This window comes from Faecalibacterium sp. (assembly GCF_052358865.1).
Taxonomy (GTDB): domain Bacteria; phylum Bacillota; class Clostridia; order Oscillospirales; family Ruminococcaceae; genus Faecalibacterium; species Faecalibacterium butyricigenerans.
Window position 1 is genome coordinate 1 of record NZ_DAWCVJ010000051.1, and the last position, 17,706, is coordinate 17,706.

General features: G+C 64.7%; 14 protein-coding genes. All 14 read left to right on the plus strand.

Features of this window, described 5'->3' with window-relative positions; all coding sequences use genetic code 11:
• A partial coding sequence (locus tag ACT8X9_RS08990; protein WP_444268761.1) for a 3'-5' exonuclease occupies positions 1-2,224 on the plus strand: 2,224 nt, incomplete at its 5' end.
• A gap of 20 nt (positions 2,225-2,244) precedes the next feature.
• A complete protein-coding gene (locus tag ACT8X9_RS08995; RefSeq protein ID WP_444268762.1) occupies positions 2,245-2,625 on the plus strand; it encodes a PBECR2 nuclease fold domain-containing protein in 381 nt (126 codons plus the stop codon).
• Positions 2,626-2,998: 373 nt separating this feature from the next.
• The gene (gene infC, locus ACT8X9_RS09000; RefSeq protein ID WP_249234401.1) at positions 2,999-3,577 is read left to right on the plus strand and encodes a translation initiation factor IF-3; all 579 of its coding nucleotides are present in this window, start codon (positions 2,999-3,001) and stop codon (positions 3,575-3,577) included.
• Positions 3,578-3,595: 18 nt separating this feature from the next.
• Positions 3,596-3,799 (plus strand): 50S ribosomal protein L35, encoded by a 204-nt coding sequence (gene rpmI, locus ACT8X9_RS09005; RefSeq protein WP_005928215.1) that lies wholly within the window; start codon positions 3,596-3,598, stop codon positions 3,797-3,799.
• Between the two features lie 53 nt (positions 3,800-3,852).
• On the plus strand, positions 3,853-4,203 hold the full coding sequence (rplT, locus tag ACT8X9_RS09010; protein ID WP_015563667.1) for a 50S ribosomal protein L20: 351 nt from the start codon (positions 3,853-3,855) through the stop codon (positions 4,201-4,203).
• A gap of 79 nt (positions 4,204-4,282) precedes the next feature.
• The gene (locus ACT8X9_RS09015; protein WP_444268763.1) at positions 4,283-5,062 is read left to right on the plus strand and encodes a TrmH family RNA methyltransferase; all 780 of its coding nucleotides are present in this window, start codon (positions 4,283-4,285) and stop codon (positions 5,060-5,062) included.
• Positions 5,059-6,204, plus strand: a complete 1,146-nt coding sequence (dprA, locus tag ACT8X9_RS09020) for a DNA-processing protein DprA (RefSeq protein ID WP_444268764.1) — start codon at positions 5,059-5,061, stop codon at positions 6,202-6,204. Before ACT8X9_RS09015 ends, dprA begins: the two co-directional genes overlap by 4 nt.
• Positions 6,205-6,311: 107 nt before the next feature.
• Entirely contained in the window at positions 6,312-8,399 is a 2,088-nt protein-coding gene (topA, locus tag ACT8X9_RS09025) for a type I DNA topoisomerase (protein WP_227619864.1), read from the plus strand.
• Between the two features lie 140 nt (positions 8,400-8,539).
• Positions 8,540-9,916 (plus strand): methylenetetrahydrofolate--tRNA-(uracil(54)-C(5))-methyltransferase (FADH(2)-oxidizing) TrmFO, encoded by a 1,377-nt coding sequence (gene trmFO / locus ACT8X9_RS09030; protein WP_444268765.1) that lies wholly within the window; start codon positions 8,540-8,542, stop codon positions 9,914-9,916.
• 180 nt (positions 9,917-10,096) lie between these two features.
• Positions 10,097-11,107 (plus strand): phosphate acyltransferase PlsX, encoded by a 1,011-nt coding sequence (gene plsX, locus ACT8X9_RS09035; protein ID WP_444268766.1) that lies wholly within the window; start codon positions 10,097-10,099, stop codon positions 11,105-11,107.
• Positions 11,108-11,295: 188 nt separating this feature from the next.
• The gene (gene rnc, locus ACT8X9_RS09040) at positions 11,296-11,970 is read left to right on the plus strand and encodes a ribonuclease III (RefSeq protein WP_227619861.1); all 675 of its coding nucleotides are present in this window, start codon (positions 11,296-11,298) and stop codon (positions 11,968-11,970) included.
• 1 nt (position 11,971) lies between these two features.
• Positions 11,972-15,529 (plus strand): chromosome segregation protein SMC, encoded by a 3,558-nt coding sequence (gene smc / locus ACT8X9_RS09045; protein WP_444268767.1) that lies wholly within the window; start codon positions 11,972-11,974, stop codon positions 15,527-15,529.
• A 118-nt stretch (positions 15,530-15,647) separates the two neighbouring features.
• Positions 15,648-16,589 carry a signal recognition particle-docking protein FtsY gene (gene ftsY / locus ACT8X9_RS09050; protein ID WP_444268768.1) on the plus strand — a complete coding sequence of 314 codons (942 nt, stop codon included), beginning with the start codon at positions 15,648-15,650 and terminating at the stop codon, positions 16,587-16,589.
• 271 nt (positions 16,590-16,860) lie between these two features.
• The gene (rdgB, locus tag ACT8X9_RS09055; RefSeq protein WP_444268769.1) at positions 16,861-17,502 is read left to right on the plus strand and encodes an RdgB/HAM1 family non-canonical purine NTP pyrophosphatase; all 642 of its coding nucleotides are present in this window, start codon (positions 16,861-16,863) and stop codon (positions 17,500-17,502) included.
• Positions 17,503-17,706 lie beyond the last annotated feature (204 nt).

Here is a 17,706-nt window from a genome sequence, read left to right on the forward strand (position 1 = left end):
CCCCGAAGAGGGGGCCTCCGGCAGGAACGCCCTGCTGGCGCTGGACGCCAACTTCCGCTCCGCCCCGCAGGTGGTGGCGGGCATCAACTTTCTCTTCGAACAGCTCATGACCCCTCAGCTGGGCGATACGGCCTACGGCGACGGCCAGCGCCTTGTCTGCGGTGCGCCGGGGGAGTATGAGGGCAGCGTGGAGGCCTGCTTCCTGTCCGATGACACCGCCGAGACGGATGCAAATTATATTGCCGACCGCATCGAGACGATGGTGTCCTCCGGTGAGCCGGTGCGGGATGGTGGCACCACCCGTCCGGTGCAGTATGAGGACTGCTGCGTCCTGCTGGCAGCACGCGGCGACTTTCCGGCCTACGCCGAGGCCCTGACGGCCCGGGGCATCCCGGTCTACGCCGACGCCCGGGAGAACCTCTTGGACGCACCCCACATCCGCCCCCTCATCGCCCTGCTGCGGGTCATCGACAACCCCGCGCAGGACATCTACCTTGCTGCCGCTATGCTCGGCCCCATGTTCGGCTTCACCGACGATGACCTCGTCCGTCTCCGGGCGGGAGCGCAGAGCACCGACCAGCACACCCGCATCAGCCTCTACGGCGCGGTATTGCAGGCTGCACGCAGCGGGGCGGAGGATGACTTCACCCGCCGGGTGGGGGCTTTTTACCAGCGCCTCGCCGCCCTGCGCCGGATGGCCCGGAGCGTGCCGGTGGAGGAACTGCTGGAGGAGATCTTCGTCTCCACCGGCTACCTCGCCGCCCTCGGTGCCATGGAGAACGGTCAGCGCCGCCGGGAGGACGCAAGAAGGTTTGCCGCTTTCTGCGCCGGTGCGGGCGCGGGGGGCATCTCGGCCCTCGTCCGGGCCATCGATGCGGCCGCGCTGGCCGGTTCCACCGGGCAGGAGACCACCCCCGGCGGGGCAAGGCCCGGCTGCGTCACCATCATGACCATCCATCGCTCCAAGGGCCTGCAGTTCCCGGTGGTCTTCGTGGCCGACACGGCCCGGCAGTTCAACGCCGCCGACACCCGCCAGCCCGTCCTGCTCCACCGGGTCTGCGGGGCGGGACTCCGCCTCCGTCCCGAGGGCGGCGAGGGGTCTTATCGGACGGCGGCCTACACCGCCCTTGCCACTGTCCACGCCGCTGAACTGCGCAGCGAGCAGATGCGGCTTTTGTATGTGGCGCTCACCCGGGCGCAGGACAAGCTCATCCTCACCGTCCCGCTGGGCATCGGCCGGACGTCCAACCCCTTCGCCAAAGCCGCCGCCTTCCTTGCCGCCGGGGCGGGCCAGACCCTGAACGCGCAGGCGGGCAGCTTTGCCGACTGGCTGCGGGCAGCCCTCCTCGTCCACCCGAACGGCGGGCCGCTCCGCCGCCTTGCGGGGAACCTTGAACTGCCCTTTGTGGACACCGGGAGCACCCTCACCCTCACGGTGCAGGCAGACCCCCTCCCGCCCGCAGGGCCGCGCACCGAGGAGAATGCGCCGCCTCAGCCCGAGGCCGACCCTGCCCTTGTGGAAACGCTGCGGCAGGGCTTCGGCTGGCAGTATCCGGCGGCGGCGCTGGCAAATATCCCCGCCAAGGTCAGCGTCACCAGCCTCGTCCACGCCGCCGAACGCACCACTCTTGAGCGCCCGGGCTTCCTCTCGAAGGACGGCCTCACCGCTGCCGAGATGGGCACGGCCCTCCACGCCTTCCTCGAGCACGCCGACTTTGCCGCGCTGGCGGCGGTGCGGGGCGGGGAGGATGCCGCTGTGCTGGATGCAGTCCGCACCGAGCGGGAACGTCAGGTGGCGGCACAGCTCACACCCCCCGCCATCGCCGAAAAACTGGATGAAAATAAGATCCTCCGCTTTGTGCGCAGCGAGGCCTTTGACCGCATCTGCGGTGCGGAGGAGGTGCTGCGGGAGCTGGCCTTCATCACCTCGCTGCCCGCCGCAGAGGTCATGGCCGCGCAGGGACGTGCCCTGCCGGAGGGGGACAGCGCTGCCGACGCCGGGGTGCTGGTGCAGGGCATCGCGGACATCGTCCTCGTCTACCCCGACCACCTCGAGCTGCTGGACTACAAGACCGACCGCCGCAAGACACGCGCCGATTTCGTTCGCGCCTACCGCGCCCAGCTGGAGCTGTACGCCAAAGCCATCGACAAGCGCTTCGCGCCCCGGCGGGTGACGTATAAGGGAATCTACTCGCTGGAGCTGGGGGAATTGATCGAAGTATAAAACGACAGGAGCATAGAACTATGGGAACATTGCTTTTAGGTGAAATCGAGTCATCGCTCCTGCAGGGATACTTCGGCGAGCTGCGGACGAAGGAGGTCGTGGTCACAGAGGAGAGGATGGAACACATCCGGGAACGCCATCCGGAGGATGTGGAGCTGTTCGCTCTATATGGTAAGGAAACCGTCCTGAGGCCGGATATTCTGCTGGTGGATGAAAAGCATATCGGAACAGTCTTTGCAATAAAGCGTTTCCCGGAGACCAATCTGAATGTCGTCGTAAGGCTGGTGATGGAAACAGACCGGCCAGACCGCAAGAATTCTGTCATGACCTTTTACCGCATCCGGGAGCGCAATCTGAAAAAGCTGATGGAGAAGAATCGGCTGCTTTACAGCCGGGAATAATCGTGGTATAATCAGCATAGGATAAGAGTGCATTTGAAGTAGAGAGCGTGCTGCTACACACCCACTGGGTCAAAAGAAATGCGGGAACGGGCACACCCGCCAGATGCAATCAACGGGGGAACGGCAGAAATGCCGCTCCCCCATTCCGTTGTCCGGGCATCTTTTTCTGAAAAATCGCATAAAAATGCTTGACAGCCTTCCCGGGGTGTGGTAGAATATCCGAGTAAAGAAAGCAGCTACGGCCTGTGCCGCGCTCGCCTTGCGGAGTTTGGACTCCCGGGCTATACCCCGAACCGGTTCGTTTTAAAGAACGAATCGCGCTTTTGAGTGAATTTTGCGCGGCTGTCCCGAAACTGGGGCGGCCGCGTTTTCTATGCCAAAAACGCAACACTATGGACTATTGTTTGGAGGTGCATTCATTATCGCTACCGCTGGAAAGTCGAAGGAACTGGAGATCAACGGTCAGATCCGTGACCGTGAGGTTCGCCTGATCGGTGCTGACGGCGAGCAGAAGGGCGTGGTCAGCATTCAGGTGGCCATGCGCGCTGCTGAGGACGCCGGCCTTGATCTGGTCAAGATCGCCCCGCAGGCTGTCCCGCCTGTGTGCAAGGTGCTGGATTACGGCAAGTACCGATTTGAACAGCAGAAGAAGGAGAAGGAAGCCAAGAAGAACCAGAAGGTGGTCGAAGTCAAAGAGACCCGCCTCTCGCTCAACATTGACACCAACGACTTCAACACCAAGCTGAACCAGACGGCCAAGTTCCTGGCCGCTGGCCACAAGGTAAAGGCCTCGATCCGTTTCCGCGGCCGTGAGATGGCGCACAGCGCTCTGGGCGCCGACGTGCTGAAGCGCTTTGCTGAGGCCCTGCCTCAGGCAAGCATGGATAAGCCGCCGGTCCTCGAGGGCCGCACGATGTCCATTCTGCTGATCCCGAAACCCAATAAGGACTAATTTTAGGAGGATACTAAAATGGCTAAGATGAAACTGAAGACGCACTCCGGCGCTAAGAAGCGCTTTAAGCTGACCAAGAACGGCAAGATCAAGCGCGGTCATGCATTCCGCAGCCACATCCTGACCAAGAAGACCACCAAGCTGACCCGTGGCTACCGTCAGCCCAGCTACGTTGACAAGACCAACGCAGCTACCATCAAGAGCATGCTGCCCTACGCCTAAGAGCGAGCCGCAAGCGAACACATTCTACTGAGATACTAAAGGAGATATAAAAAATGGCACGTATTAAGGGCGCAACCATGACTCACAAACGTCGCAAGAAGATGCTGAAGCTGGCCAAGGGCTTCTACGGCTGCAAGAGCAAGCACTTTAAGATGGCTAAGCAGCAGGTCATGAAGAGCGGCAACTACGCTCTGGCTGGCCGCCGCATGAAGAAGCGTCAGTTCCGCAACCTGTGGATCTGCCGCATCAACAACGCTGTCCGTCCTCTGGGCATGAACTACTCCAGCTTCATGGCTGGCCTGAAGAAGGCTGGCATCGAGCTGAACCGCAAGATGCTCAGCGAGATGGCCATCAACGATCCCAAGAGCTTCGCAGCTCTGGTCGAGACCGTGAAGAACGCCTAATAGACCTTAAAAAAGACGCCCGCGCGTACTGATACGCGGGCGTCCTTTTTGTATGTTTTGGCAGTAGGAGGAAAGACGGATGGAGAAGATCACCAGCCGGGAAAACGCAAAAGTCAAATACGCCTGCCGTCTGGCGTCCAGCGGGGCGTTCCGCCGCGCCGAGGGCCGCTTTCTGGCCGAGGGGCGGAAGCTCTGCCCCGAGCTTTGCCGGGGCGCAGAGCTGGAGACCCTCTTCTGCACTGAGGCGGCGCTGGAAAAATGCCCGGAGCTTTCCGGCCTGCCGGGGGAGCACTATCTGGTGGAGGACCATGTGGCCGACAAGCTGGCCGACGTGGGCACCCATCAGGGGGTGTTCGGCGTTTTCCGCACTCCGGTGCATACCTTGGAAGAGGTGAAAAAGGGCGGACGCTACCTCGCCCTCGAGCGGGTGCAGGACCCCGGCAATGTGGGCACCCTGCTGCGCTCGGCGGCGGCTTTCGGCTTCGACGGCGTGCTGCTCAGCGACGGCTGTGCCAGCGTTTTCGCCCCCAAGACCCTCCGGGCCTCCATGGGGGCGGCGGTGCGCATCCCGGTCATCGAGGCCGGAAAGATGCCCGAGACCATTGCCCGGCTGCGGGCACTGGGCATCACCTGTCTCGCCGCTGCCCTCTACCAGTCCCAGCCCCTGAGTGCGGCGGCGCCCAGCTGCCCGGACGGCGTCTGCGTCGTCATCGGCAGCGAGGGACAGGGCCTGACGGACGAGACCATCGCTGCCTGCACCGGCACGGTACGCATCCCCATGACCGACCGGGTCGAAAGCCTGAACGCAGGCATTGCGGGCAGCATCCTGCTGTGGCACTTCCGGGAGGAGAGCCTGTGAACCGGGCCGGGGAGGGGCAGCTGAGCCTTTTCCCGCCCGAGCCTGCCCCCGACCCGCTCCTGTGCTGGCTCTGGCTGGCGGGGACGCTGGGGGCGGGCAGCCTGCGGGCCGGAGCCGTGCTGGACGCTTTCGGCGGAGCGCAGGAGGCATGGGAGGCCCGGGACACCGATGCCTTCGCCGCCGCTGTCGGCCCTGCCGCCGCCCAGCGGGCCTGTCTGCCCGACAACACGCCCGTGCACTACAGCGCTTTTGCGCGGCGGTGTGCGGCCTGCCGCATCCGCATCCTGACCTATGACGACCCCGACTACCCGCTGGCCTTCTCCCGCATCCCGGATATGCCGCTGGTGCTCTACTGCACCGGCGACCCCCGCTGGCTCAACGAGCCTGCCGCCGTGGGGATGGTGGGGACGAGAAGACCCACCGAATACGGCCTGCGGGCCGCTGCCGACATCGGGAAGGGCCTCGCCCGGGCGGGGGCCATCATCGTGAGCGGTTTGGCCGACGGGCTGGACAGTGCCGGACACCGGGCGGCGGTGGGGGAGAACTGCCCCACCATCGCGGTGATGGGCGTCCCCATCGACCGCACCTATCCCGCCGCCAACCGGGAGCTGCGCCGGGCCATCGAGCAGAAGGGATGCGTCATCAGCGAGTACCCGCCCGAGAGCGACGCTGTGGGGACGGTGGGCTTTTTGCAGCGCAACCGCCTCATCGCGGCCCTCTCGGGGGCGCTGGTGGTGCTGGAAGCTAAGGAAAAGAGCGGCACCATGTCCACCGTGGCCCACGCGGAGCGGTACGGCAAGCCGGTGTTCGCGCTGCCGGGAAGCATCTTTTCGCCTTCCTCGGCGGGGACGAACGCTCTTCTGCGGGATGGCCGCGCAAAAGCGGTCTGTACAGCAGAGGATTTATTTGGTACACTGGGGCTGAGCGCTGCAAGGCCGGCCCCGCCGCCCAAGGCTGCGCCCCAGCCTCTGAGTGAGAACGAGCGGCTCGTGCTCTCCTGCATGAGCGGCAGAACGCAGGGCATCGAGGAGCTGGGCGTCAGGAGCGGCCTGCCCACGGCGGCACTGCTGGGCGTCCTGATGCGGCTCGAGCTTTCCGGCAGGGTGACCTGCCTGCCGGGCAAACGGTATATTCTGCGCTGAGGACGCGCAATTTAAAGAGAGCAAACCTCTCAGTCCGCCAAGGCCGGGCTTCGCCTCTGCCCGCGCGGCAGCGGCTGATGAGGATCTATATATAGGAGTAAAGTGTAATGGCAAAACTCGTGATCGTGGAGTCGCCTGCCAAGGCGAAGACCATCGGCAAATATCTGGGCAATGACTATGAGGTTACGGCCAGCATGGGCCATATCCGCGACTTGCCCGCCTCCCAGCTGGGCATCGATGTCGAGCATGACTATACGCCGCAGTACATCAGCATCAAGGGCAAGGAAAAGCTCATCAAGGAGCTGAAGAGCAAGGCCAAACACGCCGACGGCGTGATCCTTGCGACCGACCCGGACCGCGAAGGCGAAGCCATCAGCTGGCATCTGGCCAACATCCTCGGCCTTGACCCCCACGCCCCCAACCGCGTGACCTTCGATGAGATCACCAAGAAGGGCGTCAAGGAGGGCATGGCCCACCCCCGCGCCATCGACGAAGACCTCTTCAACGCCCAGCAGGCCCGCCGTGTGCTGGACCGTCTCGTGGGCTACAAGCTCAGCCCCTTCCTCTGGCGGAAGGTGCGCCGGGGCCTGTCGGCGGGCCGTGTCCAGAGCGTAGCCGTCCGCCTTATCGACGACCGCGAGAAGGAGATCGAGGCCTTCAAGCCAGAGGAATACTGGAATGTGGACGCCACGCTGGGCGTGGGCCACAAGAGCTTCACCGCCCGGCTGGCCTCCGACGCCAAGGGCAAAAAGCTCCTGCCCCGCACCGAGGCCGAGGCCCGCGCCATCGAGCAGGGCCTCGAGGGGGCCGAGTACACCGTGACCGAGCTGAAGAAGGGCAAGCGCGCAAAGCAGCCCACCCCGGCCTTCATCACCAGTACGCTGCAGCAGGAGGCCTCCCGCCGTCTGGGCTTCACGGCCACCCGCACCATGCGGGCCGCCCAGACCCTCTACGAAGGCGTGGACATCGCGGGCCACGGCACCATGGGCCTCATCACCTATATGCGTACCGACAGCCTCCGCATCTCGGATGAGGCCGTCGCCGCCGCCAAGGAGTATATCGCCGGGGCCTACGGCGAGAGCTACATCTGCCCCTACAAGCGCACTTGGAAGACCAAGAGCGCCACGGCAGCGCAGGATGCCCATGAGGCCATCCGCCCCTCTGTGCCGGGCCTGACCCCCGATGAAGTGGACAAGAGCATCAGCGGCGACACCGCCAAGCTCTACCGGATGATCTGGAGCCGCTTCATGGCCAGCCAGATGGCCGACTGCCAGCAGGACACCGTCTCCGTCACCGTCACCGCCGGGGGCTACCGCTTCAAGGCCAGCGGCTACACCGTCACCTTCGACGGCTTTACCGTTCTCTACGAGGAGGCCACCGACGAGAAGGAGAAGAAGGAGACCAGCCTGCCCCCTCTCGAGGAGGGTCAGGTGCTCAAACTGCGGGAGCTGAAGAGCGAGCAGAAGTTCACCCAGCCCCCCGCCCGCTATACCGAAGCCACCCTCATCAAGGCGCTGGAAGAGAACGGCATCGGCCGCCCCTCTACCTACGCCCCCATCATCACTACCATCATCGACCGCGGCTATGTGGAGCGGGAGCAGAAGAAGCTCAAGCCCACCCTGCTGGGCCGTGCCGTGGACGGCCTGATGCTGGAGCAGTTCCCCCACATCGTGGACGTGGACTTCTCCGCGGAGATGGAAAAGAACCTTGATAAGGTGGAGAGCGGCAAGGCCGACTGGCACAAGACGGTGGACGACTTCTACAAGGGCTTCGCCGCCAGCCTCGAACAGGCCGAGAAGAACATGGAGGGCAAGAAGGTCAAGGTGCCTGATGAACCGTCCAGCGAGGTCTGCGACCTCTGCGGACGCCCCATGGTCATCAAGGTGGGCAAGTTCGGCAAGTTCCTTGCCTGCAGCGGCTTCCCCGAGTGCCGGGGCACCAAGCGCCTCGTGAAGGATACCGGCGGCATCTGCCCCAAGTGCGGCAAGGGCCGTATGCTGGAGCGCAAGAGCGCCAAGGGCCGCATCTACTACGGCTGCGAGCGCTACCCCGACTGCGACTTCATGACCTGGGATATGCCGGTACCCACTAAGTGTGAGAAGTGCGGCTCCACCCTCTTCCGCAAAGGCTCCAAGCTCTACTGTGCAAAGGAGGGCTGCGGCTTCGAGATGCCGGTGCCGAAAAAGGGCGATTAAGAGATAAACGGGCTTGCCCTCTCCGTCAGCGCTGACGCGCTGCCACCTCTCCCAAAGGGAGAGGCTTTTGGCTCCCCCTTTGGGGGAGCTGGCGTGAAGCGCCTGAGAGGGCAAGCCCGCTAAAGGATAAGATGATAACAATGAGCAACTATAAAGTTACCGTATTAGGCGCCGGTCTGGCGGGCTGCGAAGCGGCCCTCTGGCTGGCGGGCCGGGGCGTGCAGGTGGAGCTTTACGAGCAGAAGCCCGCACACTTCTCCCCGGCCCACAAGAGCGAGGGTTTCGCGGAGCTGATCTGCTCCAACAGCCTCAAGGCCGAGCGGCTGGACTCCGCCTCCGGCCTGCTGAAGGAGGAGATGCGCCGGATGGGCAGCCAGCTCCTGAATGCCGCCGAGACGGCCCGCGTGGCCGCAGGCGGTGCGCTGGCGGTAGACCGCGACACCTTCAGCGCCGAAGTTACCCGGATGGTGGAGGAATGCCCGGGCATCACCGTCCACCGCGAGCGGGTGGAGCACATTGATGAGAGCGCCCCTGTCCTCGTGGCCACCGGCCCGCTGACCGACGGCGCGCTGGCGGACGAGATCGGACGCCTCACCGGAGATGAGCGCCTCCACTTCTATGACGCTGTGGCCCCTATCGTGACGGCGGAGAGCCTCGACTACGAGAAGGTCTTTGCCGCCTCCCGGTACGACCGGGGCGAGGCCGACTACCTCAACTGCCCCTTCAATAAGGCCGAGTACGAGGCCTTCCACGCCGCGCTGGCCTCTGCCGAGCGCGCTCCCCTCCACGATTTTGATGCAGGGGCAGAGCAGGGCGCACAGCCCGACCCCGACGCCCACGGCAAGAAGGCCGACACCGTCACGGTCTATGAGGGCTGTATGCCCATCGAGATCATGGCGGCGCGGGGCGCGGACACCATGCGGTTCGGCCCGCTGCGCCCGGTGGGCCTCATCGACCCCCGCACGGGCCACCGCCCGTGGGCCAACGTCCAGCTCCGGGCTGAAAATAAGGAGCGGACGCTGTATAATATCGTGGGCTTCCAGACCAACCTGAAATGGGGGGAGCAGAAGCGGGTGTTCAGCATGATCCCCGGCCTCGAGAACGCCGAGTTCGTCCGGTACGGCGTCATGCACCGCAACACCTTCCTCGACGCGCCCCGGGTGCTGAGCACCGGCCTGTACCTCAAGGAGCACCCCAATGTCTTCTTCGCGGGCCAGATCACCGGCTTCGAGGGCTATATGGAGAGCGCGGCCTGCGGCCTGCTGGCGGCCCGCAGCCTCTACGCCCGTCTGGAGGGGAAAGAGCTGCCCGCGCCGCCCATCGATACCATGTGCGGTGCGCTCATCCAGTACCTCACCACCGAGAACAAGCATTTCCAGCCGATGGGCGCGAACATGGGCATCCTGCCCCCGCTGCCTGCCGAGACCCGCCCGCGGGACAAGCGCCTGCGTTACATGGCCGTGGCCGAACGCGCCGTGGCCAGCTTCCAGCGGTGGCTGGATGCGAACAATTTCTGAACGGGCAGCGGGCTTGCCCTCTCAGGAGCGCTCCCATAGAGCGCTGGCCCGGAAGGACCTCTCAGGCGCTTCGCGCCAGCTCCCCTTAAAAGGGGAGCCAAAAGCCTCTCCCTTTGGGAGAGGTGGCATTGCGAAGCAATGACGGAGAGGGCAAGGACGCTGACAGAAAGGATGAAACCTATGAAGATCATCGTGGATATGATGGGCGGCGACAACGCCCCGCTGGCTGTGCTGGAGGGCGCAGCCGCAGCTGTCAAGGAGTATGGAGTCCAGCTCATCGGCGTGGGCGACGAGGCCCTTGTCCGCAAGACTGCTGCGGACAACAACATCCCGCTGGACGGCATCGAGCTGGTCAACTGCACCGAGGTCATCGAGATGTGCGACGAGCCGGCCAGGGCCATCCGCACCAAGAAGGACTCCTCCATCGTCGTGGGCCTGAACCTGCTGAAGGAGGGCAGGGGCGACGCATTCGTCTCGGCCGGCAGCACCGGCGCGCTCCATGTGGGCGCAAGCCTTATCGTCCGCACCCTGCGGGGCATCAAGCGCCCGGCGCTGGCCACCATGGTGCCTGCCAAGAATAAGGCCTACCTGCTGCTGGACTGCGGCGCGAATGTGGAGTGCCGCCCCGAGATGCTGGCTGCCTTCGCCGTCATGGGCAGCTGCTATGTGAACAAGGTGGAGGGCCGCACCTCCCCCAGCGTGGCGCTGGCCAACAACGGCGCGGAGGAGAGCAAGGGCACGCCCATGCTCAAGGAGGCTCACCAGCTCCTCAAGACCACCCCGGGCATCCGCTTCGTGGGCAACATCGAGCCGCGGGACGTGCCGAACGGCGACGTGGACGTCGTCGTCTGCGACGGCTTTACGGGCAACGTCATCCTCAAGCTCACCGAGGGCGTGGCCAAGATGCTGCTGGGGATGCTGAAGGAGATGTTCCTGAAAAATCTGGGCGGAAAGCTGGCTTTCCTGCTGCTGAAGAACAGCGTGTCCGGCCTCAAGCATCAGATGGACAGCGAGGAGTACGGCGGCGCACCCTTCCTCGGCGCAAAGCAGCCGGTCATCAAGGCCCACGGCTCCTCCAAGGCCAAGGGCATCAAGAACGCCATCCGACAGGCAAAGATCTGCGTGGAAAACGACCTGTGCGGCACCATGCAGACTGCGCTGGATGAATTAAATACGGCAACAAAAGAGTAAAGGGGAAACGAGCTTGCCCTCTCAGGCGCTCTCTTATAGAGCGCTGGCCCGGAAGGACCTCTCAGGCGCTTCGCGCCAGCTCCCCTTAAAAGGGGAGCCAAAGCCTCTCCCCTTGGGAGAGGTGGCATTGCGAAGCAATGACGGAGAGGGCAAGGACGCTGACAAAGAATCAAGGGAGTTAAAAAGACATGAGCCATCCGTTGGAAACTATCATTGGCTACAAGTTCAAGCACCCGGAGCTGCTGGAAACGGCGCTCACCCACACCAGCTACGCCAACGAGACCCGCCCGCCGGTCAAGCACAATGAGCGTCTGGAATTTCTGGGCGACAGCGTGCTGCAGATCGTTTCGGCAGACTACCTCTTCCATGCCTACGCCGACCGTCCCGAGGGCGACCTGACCCGCATCCGTGCCAGCCTCGTCAGCGAGGGGGCGCTGTTCCAGTTTGCGCAGGAGATCCATCTGGGCGACTACCTGCGTCTGGGCCGCGGCGAAGAGCGCTGCGGCGGACGCACCCGCCCCAGCGTCGTGTCGGACGCCTTCGAGGCTGTCATTGCCGCCCTCTATCTTGACGGCGGCATGGAGGTGGCCAAGGGCTTCATCCTGCCCTTCATCACCGAGGGCAAGCATGCCGAGGCCGACTACAAGACCCGTCTGCAGGAGATCGTCCAGCAGAATCCCGAAGAGAAACTGAGCTATGTGGTGGAGCAGGAGACCGGCCCCGACCATGACAAGCACTTCGTGGTGGCGGTCCGGTTCAACTCGGACTGCATCGCCCGGGGCGAGGGCCGCAGTAAGAAAATGGCAGAGCAGCACGCTGCCCGGGAGGCCCTGAAGCTGCTGGGCGTCATTAAGGAAAAGTAAAATGGTGTTCAAGGAACTGGAGATCCAAGGCTTCAAGAGCTTTCCGGACAAGGTCCGGATACGGTTCGACGAGGGCGTCACCGGCGTCGTCGGCCCCAACGGCTCGGGAAAGTCGAACCTGTCGGACGCGGTGCGGTGGGTGCTGGGCGAGACCAGCTCCCGCCAGCTTCGCGCTGCCGGCAAGATGGAGGACGTCATCTTTGGCGGTACCCGCCGCCGGGGGGCCATGGGCTTTGCCATGGTGCGTCTGACACTGGACAACAGCGCCCACACGCTGGACATCGACGCTGATGAGGCCGTCATCGGCCGCAAATACTACCGCTCCGGCGAGAGCGAATACACCATCAACGGTCAGGTCTGCCGCCTCAAAGACATCTACGAGCTGCTGCTGGATACCGGCATCGGCCGGGATGGCTACTCCGTCATCGGGCAGGGCCGCATCGCGGAGATCGTCGCCGCAAAGAGCAGCGAGCGCCACGAGATCTTCGAGGAGGCCTGCGGCATCGCCAAGTACCGCTACCGCAGGAACGAGGCCGAGCGCCGTCTGGCCGCAGCGGCCGAGAACCTCGAGCGTCTGCGGGACATCCTCGGCGAGCTGGAGGCCCGGGTCGGCCCGCTGGAAAAAGAGAGCGAAAAGGCCCAGCGCTTCCTCGAGCTGAGCGCCCGGCGCAAGACGCTGGAAGTTACCCTCTGGACCGACGGCGTCCACCGCGCCCGGGAGGCCGTCCGCCGTCAGGTGCGGGACTATGAGACCGCGCAGGCCGACTATGAGCGGTTCGACCGGGAGGCCAAGGCCGCCGAAGCCGAGGCTGAGAAGATCCGTATGCAGGCACAGCAGCTGACCATCGCCGTCGAGCGCCTGAATGGGGATATTCGCAGCATCACCGAAGAACTGAACGGCAGCGACAGCCGTATCGCCGTGCTGGAAAACGACATCGCCCGCAACGAGGAGAGCGCCGCTGCTTTACAGGCGGACATCGCTGCCGGGAAACAGGACAGCACCGAAGCCGCCGCCGCGCTGGAACGCCACCGCGCCGTGGCCCGGTCGATGGCGGCAGCAGGGGAGAAGCTGGCCGCAGAGCTGGCCGAGCTGGATGCAGAGCTTCTGCGGCTGACCAGTGAGAACAACGCCAGCGGTGCCCGCCGGGACACCCTGCGGGCAGAGGTGGCCGACCTGACTGCCAAGCGCACTGAGGCACAGGTGGCGAAAGCCGCCGCCGAGGCCGCCGCTGAGGCGGCGCAGCAGCAGCTGCCCACCCTCGCCGAGAACGCTGAGGCCCTCGAGGCCCAGCGGGATGAAGCAAAGCAGGACCTCGCCGATACCATCCAGTACCGGAAGCTGCTGGACGAGAACGAAAAGCAGCTGGCCAATGTCAGGGCGGGCCTCAGCCTCAAACTCAAGGGTCGGAAAGCCGCCCTCAGCGAGGCCGATGCCGCCGAGCAGAAGCTGGGCCGGGAGCTGGATGCCGCCCGCCAGCGCCTCGGCGTGCTGAAAGAGCTGGAAAAGAACATGGACGGCTACCAGAACTCGGTCAAGACCGTCATGCGCGCCGCCTCGGCCCGCCGCCTGCGGGGCATCATCGGGCCGGTGTCGTCCATCCTCAGCGTCGAGCCGGGCCGGGAAGTGGCCATCGAGACGGCGCTGGGCGGCGCTTTGCAGAACATCGTGGTGGAGAACGAAGCCGCCGCCAAGGCTGGCATCGCCCTCCTCCGCAGCGAGAATGCGGGCCGCGCCACCTTTCTGCCGCTGGATACCGTCCAGCCCGGCTTTTTCCGGGGAAACCTCTCCGGCTCGGCCCGGCTGGCCTCCACCCTCGTGAAGGCAGACCCCCGCTACGCCAACATCGTGTCGAACCTGCTGGGCCGAATCGTGGTGGTGGACGACATCAACGAAGCCTCCCGGGTGGCCCGGGAGCTGGGTTACCACAATAAGGTGGTGACGCTGGATGGTCAGGTCATCAACGCAGGCGGCAGCTTCACCGGCGGCAGCGTCCAGCGGTCGGCGGGCCTGTTCACCCGCAGGCAGGAGATGGAAGAGCTGCGGGTCAAGGCCGCCAAGCTTCAGAAGGACTGCCTCGCGGCACAGGAGCGCACCGACGAGCTGAAGACGCAGACCGATGCGCTGGCCGCAGAGCTGACCGCCGCCGAGAGCGAGATCATCACTGCCGCCAATGACCGCGTCCGCGCCGAGGCCGAGCAGAAACGGCTTGAGGCGGCTGTGACGCAGTCGGAAGCTGCTCTTGCAGGCCGTCAGGACGAGATGGAGCGGTGGAAGGCCCAGCTGGAAGCCGCCCGCGCCCGGGCCGACGAGGCAGAGAAGCAGGAAGCGGCCTTCGCCGCCGACATCGACGCCCGCACGGCAGAGCTGGAACGCATCGCCGAGGGCGACGACGCCTTCCTTGCCCGGCAGCGGAGCCTCGCCGAGCGGCTGAGTGCCAAGCGGATGGAGCAGCTGGCCCGCCAGAAGGACGCCGAGCTGGCCCGCAGCCAGATCGAGGCGCTGGAAAAGCAGGCCAAGGACGCCGAGAGCCGCCGCGCTGCGCTGGAAGAGAGCCTCACCGCCCTTGCTGCCCGCAGCGGGGCTTGTCAGGAGGAGATCGAAGCCATCCGACGGGCCAAGGTGGACAGCACCGGACTCATCGCCGAGAAGGAGGCGGAGATCCGTGCCGCCACCGAGAAGCGGCTGCTCTGTCAGAAGAGCGAGACCGAGGCGCTGGCCAAGGGCCGTGCCGCCTCCGACGAGCGGGAAGAGATGGGCCGGGAGATGGCCCGTCTGGCCGAGCGGAAGGCCGCCGCCGAGAGCGAATACGACCAGATGGCCGCAAAGCTCTGGGACGAGTACCAGCTGACCCTCTCGCAGGCCGAGGCGCTCTGTGTGGAGTTCGAGAACATCAACGCCCTCCGGGCACAGGTGGCCGACCTGCGCGGAAAGATCCGCGCACTGGGCAGCGTCAACGTCAGCGCCATCGAGGAATATCAGGAGGTCAAAGCCCGCTACGATGCCCTCCGGGCACAGGTGGAGGACGTTGAGGGCAGCAAAAACGAGCTGACCCGGATGATAAACGGTCTGTCGAACCAGATGAGGGACATCTTCACCGACAGCTTCCGTGCCATCAACGAGAACTTCGGGCGGGTCTTCACGGAGCTGTTCGGCGGCGGCGAGGCCAGCCTCGTCCTCGAGGATGAGAGCGATGTGCTCGCCTGCGGCATCGGCATCCGGGTGGCCCCGCCGGGTAAGGTCATCAAGAATCTGGAGGCGCTGTCCGGCGGCGAACAGGCGCTGGTGGCCATCAGCATCTACTTCGCCATCCTTGCCGTCAACCCTGCGCCCTTCTGCATCCTCGATGAGATCGAAGCCGCGCTGGACGACGCCAACGTCGTCCGCTTTGCCCAGTATCTCCGCCGGGTGAGCGACAAGACCCAGTTCATCGTCATCACCCACCGCCGCGGCACGATGGAGGCCGCCAATGTCCTCTACGGCGTCACCATGCAGGAGGACGGCGTCTCCAAGCTGCTCAAGCTCGACCTTGAACAGGTTGACGCGGAGATGGTTTCGTAGGTATAATAAGACGTAAATCAAACCTCTCCGTCACAGCTGGCGGGCGCAAGCCCGGCTGAGAGGTTGTACGAAGGGGTAAGTTGAAAAAGAGAATAAAACCTGAAAAAGGAGAGAACCAATGGGACTCTTTGGATTTGGCAAAAAAGAAAAGGACAAAATGAAGGATGGCCTCGAAAAGACCCGCACGGGCTTTTGGGGCAGCATCATGAACACCCTCACCGGCAGCAAGATCGACGACGACCTTTACGATGAGCTGGAAGAGCAGCTCATCCTCGCCGATGTGGGCGGCGATGTGGCCATCAAGCTGGTGGATGCGCTCCGCGACCGGGTGCAGGAAAAGGGCCTCAAGACCGGCGAACAGGCGGCCGATGCCCTGCGCGACCTTATCGCCGACGAGATGCGCCCGGAGGCCGAGATGGCGCTGGACGGCCACCCCGCCGTCATCCTCGTCATCGGCGTCAACGGCGTGGGCAAGACCACCAGCATCGCCAAGCTGGCCGACTACTACACCCGTCAGGGCAAAAAGGTCATGCTGGCCGCAGGCGACACCTTCCGTGCTGCCGCCAGTGAGCAGCTGGAGATCTGGGCCGGTCGGGCCGGCGTGCCCATCGTCAAGGCAGGCGAGGGCGCAGACCCTGCTGCTGTCATCTTCGACACCGTGAAGTCCGCCGCCGCCCGGGGCTATGACATGGTCATCGCCGACACCGCGGGCCGTCTGCACAACAAGTCGAACCTGATGAATGAGCTGTCCAAGATCAGCCGGAGCGTCAAGAAGGCCGCGCCCGAGGCCAGTCTCGAGACGCTGCTGGTGCTGGACGCCATCACGGGCCAGAACGCCATCAGTCAGGCCAAGGAATTCTGCAAGGCCGCCGACGCCACCGGCATCATCCTCACCAAGCTCGACGGCACGGCGAAGGGCGGCTGCGTGGTGGCCGTCAAGCAGCGCCTCGGCCTGCCGGTGCGGTTCATCGGCGTGGGCGAGGGCATCGACGATCTCATCCCCTTCACCCCGGAGGGCTTTGTGGAAGAACTGATCCCCCGCACGGGATGGAAGCATTGAGCCCTCTCCGTCACCTGCGGTGACACCTCTCCCCAAGAGGGGCAACGACGACGACCGCCGCCAGTGGCGGAAACAGGGAGGAGTTGTTGGGGCAGCGGCCAGCAGGATGCGAGCGACAGTGAAGCAGACGCTGGGTGCCGCAACCCGGGTGCGAAGCACCACTGGCGTGCCGGGCAGGCCGACGCTGGACGAGCAAGGCTCGATGCCCCGGAGACAGTAGTGCCCTGCTGCCGAGGGCAGGGGGAAACAGACATAGAAAGGGAGCAACCCGATGAGAATTTGTGCAGCCACCGGCAACGCCGGAAAGCTCCGCGAGCTGCGGCGCATCCTCGAGGCACAGGGCCACGAGGTGGTCAGCCAGAAGGAGCTTGGCATCACCATTGAGCCGGACGAGACCGGCACCACCTTTGAGGAGAATGCCCTCATCAAGGCCGAGACCATCTGCAAGGCCAGCGGCCTGCCCACCATCGCCGACGACTCCGGCCTCTGCGTGGACGCGCTGGGCGGTGCGCCCGGCGTCTACAGCGCCCGCTACTGCGGCCATCACGGCGACGACGAGGCCAACAACGACAAGCTCCTCAAGGAGATGAAGGACGTCCCGGCGGAGCAGCGCGGCGCGAAGTTCGTGGCAGCGGTCTGCTTCATCCTGCCCACCGGCCAGCATCTCACCTGCCGGGGCGAGTGCCCGGGCCGGGTGGCCTTTGAGCGGCTGGCCGGGGACTACGGCTTCGGCTACGACCCGCTGTTCATCCCGGCTGAGTGCGGCGTGGGCAGGACCGGCAAGCGCCCCAACACCGAGGGCCGCAGCTACGCCCAGCTCACCCCCGACGAAAAGGACGCCATCAGCCACCGCGGCAATGCGCTGGCCCAGATGGAGAGGCAGCTGCCGGAGTTTTTGGAAAAGGCGCAGTAATGTTCTCTTTTGCCGCCAAAAGAGAACCAGAAAACCACCAGCGATTTCGACGCGCTGGAACCGACGGGTTGCGGCTCCCAGCGTCTGCTTCGCTACCGCTCGCATCCTGCTGGCCGCTGCCCCAACAGCTCCTCCCTGTATCCGCCGCAGGCGGCGGTCGTCGCCGTTGCAAGAAAGGGGCTGCTCGCCCCTTTCAGACCCCGA

Bases quoted from the DNA above. Each gene is read 5' to 3' on its own strand.
- smc (WP_444268767.1), top strand. From the start codon at position 11,972: ATGGTGTTCAAGGAACTGGAGATCCAAGGCTTCAAGAGCTTTCCGGAC.
- ACT8X9_RS09015 (WP_444268763.1), top strand. From the start codon at position 4,283: ATGGAGAAGATCACCAGCCGGGAAAACGCAAAAGTCAAATACGCCTGC.
- rpmI (WP_005928215.1), top strand. From the start codon at position 3,596: ATGGCTAAGATGAAACTGAAGACGCACTCCGGCGCTAAGAAGCGCTTT.
- rdgB (WP_444268769.1), top strand. From the start codon at position 16,861: ATGAGAATTTGTGCAGCCACCGGCAACGCCGGAAAGCTCCGCGAGCTG.
- trmFO (WP_444268765.1), top strand. From the start codon at position 8,540: ATGAGCAACTATAAAGTTACCGTATTAGGCGCCGGTCTGGCGGGCTGC.
- topA (WP_227619864.1), top strand. From the start codon at position 6,312: ATGGCAAAACTCGTGATCGTGGAGTCGCCTGCCAAGGCGAAGACCATC.
- rnc (WP_227619861.1), top strand. From the start codon at position 11,296: ATGAGCCATCCGTTGGAAACTATCATTGGCTACAAGTTCAAGCACCCG.
- infC (WP_249234401.1), top strand. From the start codon at position 2,999: ATGCCAAAAACGCAACACTATGGACTATTGTTTGGAGGTGCATTCATT.
- ftsY (WP_444268768.1), top strand. From the start codon at position 15,648: ATGGGACTCTTTGGATTTGGCAAAAAAGAAAAGGACAAAATGAAGGAT.
- plsX (WP_444268766.1), top strand. From the start codon at position 10,097: ATGAAGATCATCGTGGATATGATGGGCGGCGACAACGCCCCGCTGGCT.
- ACT8X9_RS08995 (WP_444268762.1), top strand. From the start codon at position 2,245: ATGGGAACATTGCTTTTAGGTGAAATCGAGTCATCGCTCCTGCAGGGA.
- rplT (WP_015563667.1), top strand. From the start codon at position 3,853: ATGGCACGTATTAAGGGCGCAACCATGACTCACAAACGTCGCAAGAAG.